The sequence below is a fragment of the uncultured Paenalcaligenes sp. genome (assembly GCF_947630565.1).
Lineage (GTDB): Bacteria > Pseudomonadota > Gammaproteobacteria > Burkholderiales > Burkholderiaceae_B > Paenalcaligenes > Paenalcaligenes faecalis.
On record NZ_CANRIC010000059.1, the window covers coordinates 1 to 10,790 of the forward strand.

General features: G+C 42.9%; 13 protein-coding genes. 9 read left to right on the forward strand and 4 right to left on the reverse strand.

The features are described from left to right. Positions 1 to 228: 228 nt before the first annotated feature. The 6 genes from Q0Z62_RS09735 to Q0Z62_RS09760 all read left to right on the forward strand — a co-directional run bounded on the left by Q0Z62_RS09735 (position 229) and on the right by Q0Z62_RS09760 (position 4,818). A complete protein-coding gene (locus Q0Z62_RS09735; protein WP_298053950.1) occupies positions 229 to 498 on the forward strand; it encodes a HigA family addiction module antitoxin in 270 nt (89 codons plus the stop codon). Positions 499 to 539: 41 nt separating this feature from the next. Further along, the gene (locus Q0Z62_RS09740) at positions 540 to 1,310 is read left to right on the forward strand and encodes a Fic family protein (protein ID WP_298053952.1); all 771 of its coding nucleotides are present in this window, start codon (positions 540 to 542) and stop codon (positions 1,308 to 1,310) included. Further along, positions 1,307 to 2,242 carry a DHHA1 domain-containing protein gene (locus Q0Z62_RS09745; protein WP_298053954.1) on the forward strand — a complete coding sequence of 312 codons (936 nt, stop codon included), beginning with the start codon at positions 1,307 to 1,309 and terminating at the stop codon, positions 2,240 to 2,242. The genes Q0Z62_RS09740 and Q0Z62_RS09745 overlap by 4 nt, the downstream gene beginning before the upstream one ends. Then, on the forward strand, positions 2,243 to 2,866 hold the full coding sequence (locus Q0Z62_RS09750; protein WP_298053956.1) for a hypothetical protein: 624 nt from the start codon (positions 2,243 to 2,245) through the stop codon (positions 2,864 to 2,866). It abuts the gene before it with no gap. 117 nt (positions 2,867 to 2,983) lie between these two features. Then, positions 2,984 to 4,537 (forward strand): Fic family protein, encoded by a 1,554-nt coding sequence (locus Q0Z62_RS09755; protein WP_298053959.1) that lies wholly within the window; start codon positions 2,984 to 2,986, stop codon positions 4,535 to 4,537. 62 nt (positions 4,538 to 4,599) lie between these two features. Then, positions 4,600 to 4,818, forward strand: coding sequence for a hypothetical protein (locus Q0Z62_RS09760; protein ID WP_298053961.1), 219 nt, complete (start codon positions 4,600 to 4,602; stop codon positions 4,816 to 4,818). 15 nt (positions 4,819 to 4,833) lie between these two features. Here the strand turns inward: Q0Z62_RS09760 and Q0Z62_RS09765 are convergent, their stop codons facing one another. Next, entirely contained in the window at positions 4,834 to 5,784 is a 951-nt protein-coding gene (locus Q0Z62_RS09765; RefSeq protein WP_298053964.1) for a hypothetical protein, read from the reverse strand. 157 nt (positions 5,785 to 5,941) lie between these two features. On the opposite strand from Q0Z62_RS09765, the gene Q0Z62_RS09770 reads away from it, so the two are divergent. After that, entirely contained in the window at positions 5,942 to 6,220 is a 279-nt protein-coding gene (locus Q0Z62_RS09770) for a hypothetical protein (protein WP_298053966.1), read from the forward strand. A gap of 52 nt (positions 6,221 to 6,272) precedes the next feature. Here the strand turns inward: Q0Z62_RS09770 and Q0Z62_RS09775 are convergent, their stop codons facing one another. Together Q0Z62_RS09775 and Q0Z62_RS10755 are read right to left on the reverse strand one after the other, a co-directional pair. Then, positions 6,273 to 6,722 (reverse strand): WYL domain-containing protein, encoded by a 450-nt coding sequence (locus Q0Z62_RS09775; RefSeq protein ID WP_298053969.1) that lies wholly within the window; start codon positions 6,720 to 6,722, stop codon positions 6,273 to 6,275. A gap of 281 nt (positions 6,723 to 7,003) precedes the next feature. Continuing rightward, positions 7,004 to 7,219 (reverse strand): hypothetical protein, encoded by a 216-nt coding sequence (locus Q0Z62_RS10755; RefSeq protein ID WP_367180591.1) that lies wholly within the window; start codon positions 7,217 to 7,219, stop codon positions 7,004 to 7,006. Positions 7,220 to 7,277: 58 nt separating this feature from the next. On the opposite strand from Q0Z62_RS10755, the gene Q0Z62_RS09780 reads away from it, so the two are divergent. Both Q0Z62_RS09780 and Q0Z62_RS09785 read left to right on the forward strand, forming a co-directional pair. Next, positions 7,278 to 8,117 carry a pirin family protein gene (locus Q0Z62_RS09780; protein WP_298053971.1) on the forward strand — a complete coding sequence of 280 codons (840 nt, stop codon included), beginning with the start codon at positions 7,278 to 7,280 and terminating at the stop codon, positions 8,115 to 8,117. 113 nt (positions 8,118 to 8,230) lie between these two features. Beyond that, positions 8,231 to 9,625, forward strand: a complete 1,395-nt coding sequence (locus Q0Z62_RS09785) for an SLC13 family permease (protein WP_298053975.1) — start codon at positions 8,231 to 8,233, stop codon at positions 9,623 to 9,625. 75 nt (positions 9,626 to 9,700) lie between these two features. Here the strand turns inward: Q0Z62_RS09785 and Q0Z62_RS09790 are convergent. Continuing rightward, a partial coding sequence (locus Q0Z62_RS09790; protein WP_298053980.1) for a RepB family plasmid replication initiator protein occupies positions 9,701 to 10,790 on the reverse strand: 1,090 nt, incomplete at its 5' end.

Genomic DNA, 10,790 nt, shown 5'->3' on the forward strand with positions numbered 1-10,790 from the left:
GATTGAATATATCTTGCCGCGTTTTGCGGCAACGTCTTACATCCTCCACCTGAAAGAAGAGGTTTTCGACGTAATCTAATAAAGAACTCCAAGCTTTTTTCGAAACAGGCTCCAAGTCGGGTATTTAGGCTAAGCACGTAGTCAAACTTCAAATACAGCTCACTTTTTTACTTTGAAGGTGAGAACGCCATTTTGGTGGACTACCAAGACTATCATTAGGAGAGAGTTATGCGTATGAATAATCCTGCCCATCCGGGTCTTATACTGCGCGAGTACCTGGGAGACTTAACGGTTACTGAAGCGGCATCACGATTAAAAGTGACACGAGCCGCGCTTTCCCGAATTCTAAATGGCTCCGCTGGTATTTCTGCTGATATGGCACTGCATCTCAAAGAGGCATTAGGAACGAGTGCTGAAATGTGGGTTCGCATGCAAGGGCAATATGATTTATGGCAGGCAGAGCAAAAGGAGTTTCCGTCATTTATGGCAGGCGACTGATCTGATCAAAGAAAGAATGCTTAACCTTTTTGGAAAAAACAATGACATCTGATCTTTGTCGTAAATTAGCGTTAATTGATGAGCATAAAGCTAAGCTGGATGCTGCACGCCCGTTACCGAAAAATACCGTTGCGTCACTACGTGAAAAAATAGCACTTGATTGGACCTATCATTCGAATGCCATCGAGGGTAATACACTGACGCTACGAGAAACGAAGGTGGTGCTGGAGGGGATTACTGTTGGCGGCAAATCAATTAGAGAGCATTTTGAAGCGACTAATCATCGTGATGCAATCTTTTATGTTGAAGAGATTGTGAGCAAGCACGAGACATTAAGTGAGTGGCAGATCAAAAACCTGCATCACTTGGTTTTAAATGGTATCGATCAACAAGAAGCGGGTCGCTACCGACGAGAAAACGTGGTGATAGCCGGGGCAAGCACGACTCCACCCGATCACCTGCATTTAAATGACGAAATGCAAAGGTTGATGGCCTGGTACGAAAGCGATACCGCCAGAGAATTACATGCTATAGAGCGCGCAGCAGAGCTACACACACGATTCGTTAAGATCCACCCTTTCGTTGACGGTAGTGGCCGTACAGGGCGTCTACTGCTTAATTTTGAGTTAATGAAGGCTGGGTATCCGCCTGCGGTTATTCAAAAAGAGGACCGTTTAACCTATTACGATGCGCTTGATATGGCATGTTTGGATGGAAAGTACGACGCGATTACTGAGTTAGTCGCTGACGCCGTGGAGCGTTCACTAGCAATCTATTTAAGCGTATTATCTACGGCGCTTATACGTAAATGAAACCTAAAAACACCCTAATCATCACCCACGATAACTGCTTAGACGGCATAGCCAGTGAGGCGATCCTGAGAGCTAAGTATGGTGACTCCGCTGATTACTTACCCTTAGATCATAATGACTACAGCCCCAAAAACCCAGAAGGCGTAAGCACCTTGCTAGCGAAGTTAAATGCCTACTCAGGAGCTAAGGTCTACCTGGCGGATATTTGTCTGCCTATTTCCTGGTTAGAAACTCTGCTAAGCAATGGCAACTCGGTGGTCGTCATCGATCACCATATCTCAGCCGCTAGTACGGTAGCACACTTTCAAGAACGACTAGCCAAGGGAGAAAAACTAGCCATTGCGTTTCTATTTGACGAGAAAAACACACAATCTGGGGCTCTATTAACGTGGAGGTATATCCATGGTGATACGCCAGCACCACGTATTATTGACTATATTTCAGATGGCGATATTTGGTCATTTAAGTTCAAAGAAACCAAGTGGTTCTACGCAGGTATACTCAATGATAAAAAACCAAATGATGTGCGAGCTTTGCTTACCCAATTAATTATTGAAGAGGATGTAGAGCTAATCCAGTCTATTGTTTCCGAAGGGAAAGCGTTACATAGTCAGTTTATGGCCGAAGTGATGGAACAGGTTTCAGCAGCCATACCGATTGAGTTACTGGGTATTAAAGGCCATTTTATTAAAGCAGAACGAAAATATCACTCCGAGCTAGGCGCAGCCATTGCCATCAAGCACGGGGGATTTGTACTACTCATAAAAGAGCAGGAAGACGAAAACGACTTGATCTCTTGTAGTCTACGCTCCCATGGCGACATGGATGTAAGCCAAATCGCCGCGCACTTTGGTGGGGGTGGTCACAAGAATGCGGCAGGATTTGTTTGTAGTAACCTTGAGGCGTTAAATACGTTACTAAAACCCTTCTAAATGATCACCACCATTAATAACCCCGAAGAGTTAACTACTCATATTGAGAAACTCCTCCTCATAGAGCCTCGTTTTTTACCTATCTATACACGCGTTGGTGTCCCTACCTTACGACGTCAAAGAGGCGGATTTTCCCAGTTGATGCGAGCCATAGTCGGTCAACAGTTATCGACGGCATCAGCAAATAGTATTTGGGAAAGATTGGAGAAATCTGAGTTAACCTCTGCAACCCCTATCACTCAATCCTCTGACGAAACCCTTAGAGCTCATGGTTTATCCAAACAAAAGATTCGTTATGTTCGCTCTTTAATAGAACATGACATTGACTTTAATGCCCTTAAAAAGCTGCCTGATGAGGAGGTCATTAAAACTCTAACCGCCGTTACAGGCATAGGTAACTGGACGGCTGAAATGTATATGCTGTTTTCATTGGGTCGCGCCGATATGCTGGCAATTGATGATCTAGCGGTTAAAGTGGCCACCATGGACCTGCTAGAATTAGCTGCTCGCCCTACCCCTAAGCAACTAAAATCATTAACAAATCATTGGTCTCCACATAGAAGTGCAGCAAGTCTATTACTGTGGGAGCATTACGGCTGGCTGAAAAGTAGGCTTGATAATTAATGCGTACAAATGGATTTAGTCATCTAGAAAATCGATCATTTATAATCGATTCCACGCATAACCATTAAGATATAATCGTTTTTATGCAAGCTTAATCCTTATTGGTAGAGAATCGATATGTTTAATTGGCCAAAAGACCCTATAGGCGCCGCCTGGCTAACGCAGTATTATGGTGTGACACCGTTTGGAAGACCACCTGTACTTAGCCAAATAGGCGGGCGTAGGGCCACACAAATTGATGGTGGATTTTATACAGAAACCTACCCTGAGTCTATGCGGCCAGCCGCTGAACCAGCGGCTCATTTACAGTTTCATTTACGGTATGAAGTGCCGCATTTCGAGTTTTTATCTCGTCTCTTTGCTCTTAGTGGGCCAGAGTTCATTCAAACATGGATAGAACTTGAGCCTACAGGGCAATACGCACGTAGGGCCGCTTTTTTATATGAATGGTTTACGAAACAAAGCCTAAATGTACCAGATCGGCTTGGTGGTAATTACGTAGATGCCATTGATGATTCAAAATTGGTAGCAGCATCTAATAACAAAACCACCAAGATCAAACGCTGGCGCATCAACGACAACCTACCAGGAAATCAATACTTCTGCCCTCTTATCACGAAAACAGAAGCTCTCACTCAAGCAGCAGAGTTGGATATTCCTACACTGTTTGCAGAACTAACCGCGGAATTTGGCGAAGACTTACTGATGCGTGCGGCTGTCTGGCTAACATTACGTGAAAGCAAAGCTAGCTTTACGATTGAAGGTGAAACGGATCAAATGAGCCGTATACAGCGTTTTGCGAATGTAATAGCGCGCCGCACAGGGCAAGCTGATCTACCTTTAAATGAAACGGCCCTAGCTGAAATACAGCAGGATATTTTAGGTGAGCGCACGACGCTTTCTCATTTCGGATTACGCCAATCCCCTGTGTTTGTAGGGGAGACTGTGCGATATCAAGAAGTGGTGCACTATGTCGCACCGCCAGCTGAAGATGTCGCTAATATGCTGCAAGGACTACAGGTTTTTCTAGAAAGGACGCAAGGCCAGTCCGCCGTGATGCGTAGTGCTGTGGCGGCTTTTGGCTTTGTTTATGTGCATCCACTGGCCGATGGCAATGGACGGGTACATCGATTCTTGATCAATGATCTTTTACGCCGTGATGACGTGATCCCTGACCCCGTCATTTTACCTGTATCGGCCGTTATCAGCGATGATCCCAGTGAGCGACGCGCCTACGATCAAGTACTGGATCAGGTTTCCAAACCTCTAATGCAAGCTGTTCGTGACTATGTCACGTTTAAAGCAACTCAAACCACCTATGCGGATGGCATTGTTTCCAACTTTGATTTTCAAGGAGTCACGCAAGCAAGACCCTTATGGCGTTACCCCGACTTTGGAGCACACGTTATCTTTTTAGCACATATTCTTCGTCGCACCTTAACCGAGAAAATGCGCGAAGAGTCACGCCATCTACGCAATCACGCGCTAGCCCGTGTGGCATTAAAAGAAGTTGTTGAAATGCCCGACCATCAAGCCGATCGGTTACTGCGATCCATTGAACAAAACCAAGGAAAACTCAGTAATGTACTCGCCAAAGAAATGCCCGTGCTGCGTACTCCTGGCGTATGGGAGGATATTGTAGCGGCAGTTAAGAATACTTTAGCATGCTAAACTTTTACTTCTATGTAACTTCTTCATACTCTTCCCCAAAATCAAACTAAAAAGGCTTTTAAATGGGAAATTTTCTCATCAAGATTAACGACTGGCTTATGATTCTTTTAGTTATTGGATTAGCTATAGTTGGTACAGTAGCAGCACCCATCATAGGCACCATTACGGGTATTATTGTTGGTGCTGTTATTGGCGGATTTTGGTTTGTGCTTTCTGGCATTTATCACAACAGCAGACGTACGGTTGAGCTGCTAGAAAGACAAGAGGCACAGCGGCTGTAACGTATAAAAATGAGGCTAAAAGAAATCATTATCTTTAGTTAACTCACCTAGCGTCGCTCTGAGCTGTAAACCGGAAAGTGCTTTGTATTGACCTTTTAATTGAAACTGCTCACCCTCTTTTTCGCTAAGTGCTATTTGCGCATTTTCATTATCGGGGAGTTTTTTGAGTAATTGCCAAAGCATTTCCTCACTGAAATCATCATCATAAATTTCGAATACTTGTCGAGTTCCAGCATAAAGGCCACTAAAGTCAAAAGGTGTAGTCTCTACAACCCCACTTTTGACCCTCTCACTAAGGGCTAGCAAACTGTCACCCTCCGCTTTTTTCATAGCTGGGTTACCGTGGAAACTTAACTCAAAAAGCACCGCTTCTAGTATTTCTCCTAACTGTAGATTAGGATTCTGAAATGAATACTTAATCTGCCCATATTTTGTGGAGTAAATATTATCTTCTACAACTTGAACTTGAGGGTTAATGTGTACAGGTAAGTTTAACAACTCCTTAAGTGGAAGAAAAGTTAAACTCCAAGGAGTACGTGTGCCTACCGAACCTAAATTTTTACTCTCTGCTTTGCGCAAAAAGCCCATACCATGAAACTCATTGACCATATAGGCCATTTCATTCGTGTCACAATCATGTGACCATTGCTGATATATTTCTAAATACTCAATAGCTTCGTCATCAGCAACAACTTCGGTGCCGGTAAAATTAAGACTAATGGCTTCTGTTAGAAAATCTTCTGCCCAGTGGCCATGATAAATCTCAAGTAAAACAGGATTTAGTTGCAATAGCTTTAGTAGATCTGATAGTAATACATCAGCAGCTAAGGTGACTTTTTTGAACAAAAACTGGCCTGCACGGCTAGTTATATCAGAAGTAACCTCTTTGGCTTCCTCTGTTATCTCATCGAAATGACTGTGCTTAAGCTCTAACTTTGGTCCGTGCTTTAGTGTTAATTCTTTCATCACGAAAACCCTCATCTATAATCAATTTTACGCAAAAACATGCCTATCTTATCTACTCATATGAAACCAAAATATTTACTGGTAAGCATCGGTTTGGCTTTGCTCGTCGCCACCACATCTCATGTATCTGCACAAACCCGCTGCACCGAGGATTCGTTTGGCAATACCACTTGTAGAGATAGTTCAGGAAAAATCACTCGTGGCAGCAAAGACTCCTTTGGCAATGAAACCTGGCGGGATAGCTCAGGCAAAACAACCCGAGGGCGCACCGACTCCTTTGGCAACAGCACTTATCGTGATAATCAGGGAAACACCATACGAGGAAGTCGCGATTCTTTTGGTAATGAAACGTGGCGAGACTCATCTGGTAATACTATCCGGGGTTCTACTGATTCTTTCGGGAATAAAACCTATAGAGATAGTAACGGAAAAATAACTCGCTGCAAAAAAGATTCCTTTGAAAATATTACATGTCGTTAAAAATGAGGTCAACTATATCTGAAAGCACAGACTAAAACACATATTCCCGGTACGTCTTCTGCATTCTGGATCACTATCTGCTGCGCTTCAGGCCTACGTTGTTGATGGCTAATATCAATGTTTAATGCCTGCAATACATAAGACAGTAAGGCAGCCCGTGTTTTTATAACTGTGACGCCATCTATCATATTGTAGTCTTGCTCCTTGCTAACACTGGCTTTACCTTCAACGCCATTAATCGCTCGAAAACGACTTAAAACAAAATCACGAAAATCCCTATTCTTTTCACAGTAGGCGCGTACATGCCAACGTAGCGGGGTGCAGACTAAACTATGCGGAGCAATGATGCGGCTCTCTTTATCCGGTGAAAAAAGGGATACATAGCCCAAGTCTATTTTTTGATTGTTTTTCGCGGCTTGTGTGATGACTCGCAAAATTTTAGGGCTAATCTGACGCATGGGTGGGCGTAAGAGCTCTATATTATTAAAGCCTAAATCCACGCTTTGAAAGGTATGACCATACTCTTTGTTACCCGCTAGGGCTTGTAGGTATTCTTCTGCTATGCCAGAGGTGAGCTGTGGGGGGAACGTCTTTGAAGGCTTATAGCCGCGTAGCTTCGTGTCATAAACCGAATTGCCTGGTGCTATGTTGACCGAGTAGTTATTAATGTCTTTGGAGGCTTGTTGTCGGGCAATACCAAAGTTATTAATTAAATAGGTGCATGCAAAAGATACACTATTTATATAGGCAGCTTTGAATGAAGCAAAAACGCTATTTCATCAGTTAAAACAACGTGTCGATGAAATTGTCTTTTATAAACATACATTTGATACATATAGGCTTGTGGAATACCAGTGTTTGATTTATTTGAATCAAGTAGCTTCCATTTGGCATCAGCAACAATCTTCCCATTATCAATCACAATATCTGGCCTTAAAAAGAGTCTAATGAACACAGGCCGTACCTCTATGATAGTTTATAGTGAATGACAACGATAAACAGGAGAATCATCAATGTCTACCAAACACATACTACAAGCCTGGCAAGGCATAGACACCTCAGACGGGGCTGGCGTGAAATTACGTCGCGTTTTAGGCGCTAACTCCGACATGCGCTTAGATCCCTATTTAATGTTAGACCATTTTTCCAGCGATGAGCCCAACGATTACCTAGCAGGTTTTCCAGCTCACCCACACCGCGGCTTTGAAACCGTAACCTATATTGTGGATGGCCATATGCAACACAAAGATCACCTAGGTAATCAAGGCGATCTCAAAGCGGGCGGTGTGCAATGGATGCTGGCAGGTAAAGGCATTATTCATGAGGAAATGCCTCAACAAGAAAATGGCTTGTTACGCGGATTTCAAATATGGCTTAATTTACCGGCCGCAGAGAAAATGCAAGACGCCTATTATAAAGATATACCCGCTAGTGCTATGCCTTGGCAAAAGCTCAATGAGCTAGCCCAGATTAAACTCATAGCAGGTCAAGTGATGGATGGGCAATTACAGCCCTTAGCTAATAAAACCACTGCCCCCATTATTGCCGACCTCGCCTTGGAGGGCAAAGCACTGCTGCAATTACAACTGCCCACCAGCCACCCAGCGCTGCTTTATGTATTTGAAGGCAGTGTCGAGCTTGACGGCCAAGTATTGCAAGCAGGCTTTGCGGCGGAGCTTAGCCAAGAAGAAACCACTTTAGTACTTAGCAGCCCAACAGGTGCTCGTGTATTAATGATTGCAGGTAAACCAATCAACGAGCCCATTGCGCAATACGGTCCTTTTGTGATGAATACTCAGGCTGAGATTAAGCAGGCTATTCACGATTACAACACCGGACAATTAACCAAATAATTAACTCAACATTTAAGAGGTTTCAGTCGATGAAGCCAACGAGTTTAATATATGTAATAATATTATATATAAATATATATTAATAATTGATTGATAAATAAATGAACTTCTTTATGAAAAATAAGATTAATTTAAGGTCAAGCATTTTACTGCTAACCGTACTGGTTGCAGCATGGTTGACCTTCATTCCTCTTGAAGGGCAATCCGCTACGTTTTCTCAAAGTGCTGCTGTCATATTATTGACTTTGGTGCTTTGGAGTACAGGGGTATTTCCCCCCTTTTTAACCGGTTTACTATTTTTTGGCTTAGCCGTAGTTTTAAAATTAATTGAACCTAATGTGCTGTTTTCAGGTTTCAGTTCAACTGCCGTTTGGTTAATTGTTTCGGGCTTTGTGATTGGAGCTGCTATTTCCAATTCGGGACTAGGGCGGCGCTTAGCAGCTTTCATTGCGCCTCATGTAACTAAAAGTTATGCCTTTTTAATTGGTGGTTTAGTGCTGAGTGCCGTGTTACTGGGCTTTGTGATGCCTTCCTCAGTGGGACGCGCGGTGGTGTTAGTCCCCATTGGTATGGCTTTGGCTGACAGAGTGGGCTTTATTCATGGCAGTAATGGGCGGCTAGGCATTGCTACCTCATTGGCGATTGCATGTAATATGCCGAGCTTTGCTATATTACCCGCTAATATTCCTAATATGATTTTAGCGGGAGCTAGTGAAAATTTATACGGTATTGATTTAGGTTATACCGAGTATTTATGGTTGCACTTCCCTATTTTGGGCATAGTGAAATCAGCGATTTTGGTATGGATAGTATTACGTATTTTTCCTGATGAAATTGTTACTCCTACTTCAGACGAGTTGCAACAAGTGGAGATCACACCTACTGAGCGCGTTCTACAGAAGAAAACCAGCGTCTTGCTCGGTATTACCTTACTGTTTTGGATGACTGACAGCTTGCATGGAATCAATCCTGCATGGGTGGGATTATTCACAGCGGTTTTTTTACTACTGCCCAAATGGGGCGTAGTGCATCCTAAAGAGTTTAATCAGTCAATCGATTTTGCCACTATTGTGTTTGTGGCATCAGCACTGGGCTTAGGGGCGCTAGTTAACAGCTCAGGCATTGGTGCAGCGATGGGAAATGAATTTGCTCAGTTATTACCATCCAGCGAAGACTCTTCATTTCTCAGCTATATGGCGCTCAGTGTGGGCGCGGCCTTAACAGGCTTAGTCGCTACTATACCCGGTGTACCTACAGTGCTTACACCAATGGCGGGAGATTTTGCACAAATTACGGGCTTTTCTTTACCTATAGTGCTAATGACTCAAGTAGTGGGTTTTTCCACCATTGTTTTTCCTTACCAAGTCGGCCCCTTAATTGTGGCCATGCAGCTATCACGTGAGCCCTTAAGACAATTATTACGTATTACTATTCCTTTGGCTGTTATCACCGTGGTATTTCTCATGCCGCTAGATTATTTGTGGTGGCGTTTAATTGGGTGGATTTGAACTACCTCTGATACTCAGACAATTCGCGAAGAAAACGCTGACCAATGTGAAGGTGAGCGTCTGCGATTTCATTGTTTATCGCAAATGGCCAGGTAATTCTGGTAACGCATCATAAAGACTACGCCGATTAGCCACGTAATTTGCTTTTTTAACATCCGTAATGAAGCTGGCATGTGGTCTACATACATACTTTATATCTTGTATTCTCTTTCCTTTTAGGACTTCCTCTGCCTCATAGCTCTCTAGAATTTCATTTTTTACTAATTCATCTAACGCCTTATTCATAGCATCCACGTTACGATGCATACGAGGTGATATATTTCTTGGCGTTTGTGACAAGTAGCGCATCAAATTAAAGTTATACGTGTGCGATTGACTAGCCTGTCGCCAATAATGACTCATGCGTTTAAAAATATGTCGAGCTAAAGGATTTTTCATGTTCATGGCTTGTCTATAATTGAACATGCGGTATTCCAAATTAATAACAGATGCTGTCACCATTGGATGAAAACGTACAAAACATCTAGTAGATGGAGCTATCTTATAGTTCTCCCTGTTTACTAACGTCACATTAGGGAAAATAGCGGAGTTAACGATAATCTTTCCATTTACATTCACCTGTAAATTCGCATTATTGCATACCATTAAGGCTTCAACGACGTCTAAATGAGCAAACGATCTATTTATATTCTCAAGCTCCTTTACCACCTCGTTAACGGTGAAATGCACACCCATTTCCCGCCCAAACATTTCACCCTGCCCATTTGCAGCTAAAAATCTTAATACATCTTCAACGGCTTCTTCTCGCACACCAGGATAGACTGGTACTATTTTCTTTTCTTTTGTTTTAGGATCAACTCTCTCTATGTGTGCAGGTTTGATCGTCATTTCATACTCAAAATCATCTAGTACACATTTCTTTGTAACTTTAGACTCTTTGGGCTGTCTCCCGGACCAATTATATTTGGGTAAAGCATCATAAATAGATATCGTGTTTGAATGGATTAATTGCTTAGGTAAATAGGAAACATCCTTATTTTCACCAAAAAAACCAAATAACGTTAGCTGGTCACGTGCATTTTTTTCACTCATCAAGATGTTGCGCGAGATACCCCGTCCTTTAGGTCGGGGAGGGATAGCGCGTTGGCGTAAGCCAACCTTGTTC